General features: G+C 68.9%; 1 protein-coding gene. It reads right to left on the bottom strand.

The genetic code is table 11. The features are described from left to right. Positions 1-38: 38 nt before the first annotated feature. Complete coding sequence (locus tag AB0M08_RS47445) at positions 39-1,595, bottom strand: ISL3 family transposase (protein WP_364508941.1); 1,557 nt, start codon at positions 1,593-1,595, stop codon at positions 39-41. Positions 1,596-1,670 lie beyond the last annotated feature (75 nt).

The following is a 1,670-nucleotide window of genomic DNA, read 5'->3' as shown; positions in this document are numbered from 1 at the left end:
GGCTCTGGCACGGCCGTGGTGATCGGTGGTTGTTGATGTCAGTCGGCCAGGATGATCCGGTGGCGGAGCAAATCGGTGTTCGCGCGGCCATACATCTGTCTTTTCAGCATCTTGATCCTGTTCACGGCGCCTTCGACGGGGCCGGAGCTCCAGGACGTGGTGAGTCCGGCGGTGACGGCGGCCCAGTCCTTGCGAAGGCCGTTGGCGAACGAGCGGATCTGCGGGATCGACTCTTGCTCGGCTCGGGTGGTCCAGGCGTCCAGGTGGTTGCCGCCGCGGGTGCGTAGCAGGTCGGTGAAGCCGCGGGCGAGGTCGCGGATGGTGCCGAGGTCGGGGCAGATCTCACAGAAGCGTTGGAGTTGCTCCAGGTTCTCGGTGGTGGTTTTGCTGGTCGGGCGCATGATCCAGCCGGTGATCTCGCGGGCTTTGGGGATCGGCGGGGGCGGCGGTACGGCGGCGTTGCTGCCACGGATGGTGAGGAGCCAGCGACGCAGGGTGCGTTCGCTGCCGGTGTAGCCCTGCGAGCGGATTTCGGCGAGGAGCTGGTTGGTGCCGGTGATCCCGTCGGTGCAGCGTTGCAGTAGGTAGGGCTTGAAGGTGTCGACGATGCTGTCACGGCTGGTGCCACGGTCGCTGATCAGCTGCTCGGGGTCGGTGACTTCGGCGTAGCGGCGCACGGTCTTGGGGTCCAGGCCGAGCCGGGAGGCGGTGGCGTAGACGCCGTGGCCTTGCCCGATCAGGGCGTGGATCTCGGCGTGGCGGGCGCGGGTGCGGCGGGCGATCGGCGTGTCGGCCGGCTCGGTCGTCGTGAGGATCGGTGTGGCGGTCACCGGTTGGCGGGGCGGGGGTTGCAGACAGTGGCGGTGCCCGGCGACGGCCTGGTAGACGGCTTCGGAGAGGTTGTGCATGAGGTGCCAGCGGTCAGCGACCTGCAGGGCGGCGGGTGCACCGGTGGTGGCAGCTTCGGAGTAGGCGCCGGCCCGGTCGCGGCAGATGACCTCGATCCCGGGATGCTCGTTGAGCCAGGTCGTGAGAGTGGCGGCGGTGCGGTCTTCGAGGACGTCGATGACCTGGTGGGTGCCCATGTCGACCAGGACGGTGCCGTAGCGGTGACCGCGGCGCAGGGCGAAGTCGTCGACGCCCAGCGCGGTCAGGGCCGGAATCGCTGGTAGCGGCATGGCGCGGATGGCGCGGAGCAGGGTCATCCGGCCCGCGCAGAGACCGAGCCGGGCCGCCAGGCGGGCGCCGGCACGGCCGCCCAAGGCCAGCGCGACCCGTTCGAGCAGGCCCCGCGCGCCGGTGCTGATCTTCGCGCCGCGGGTGGTGACTCCGTCGACCTGTTCGACGAAGACCTTTCGTTCGCAGTCGGCTGTGGTGCAGAAGAAACGCCGGACTCGAAGATGGAGCACGGTCTCCCTGCCGGCGAGCGCGGCGTCGAGCAGTCGACGTTCGTAGCGGCTGTGGACCCGCCGTGACGGCGTCGCGCAGATCGGGCAGACCGCGGTTGAGCTGCTGGTTCGCGCGAACACTCGCACCGACGTGCCCTTGGCCACCACATCGGTGATCGACACGTCGGACAAGTGCGGCAGCAACACCCGCAGAAGATCCACTCCGGACACCGGATGGATCTACCATCGACCGGCAGCGATCACCAACTTTGTGACAGAGCC

This window comes from Actinoplanes sp. NPDC051851 (genome assembly GCF_040681165.1).
Lineage (GTDB): Bacteria > Actinomycetota > Actinomycetes > Mycobacteriales > Micromonosporaceae > Actinoplanes.
The sequence above is the reverse complement of the archived record's forward strand: the minus strand, read 5'-3'. Positions and strand labels throughout refer to the sequence as shown.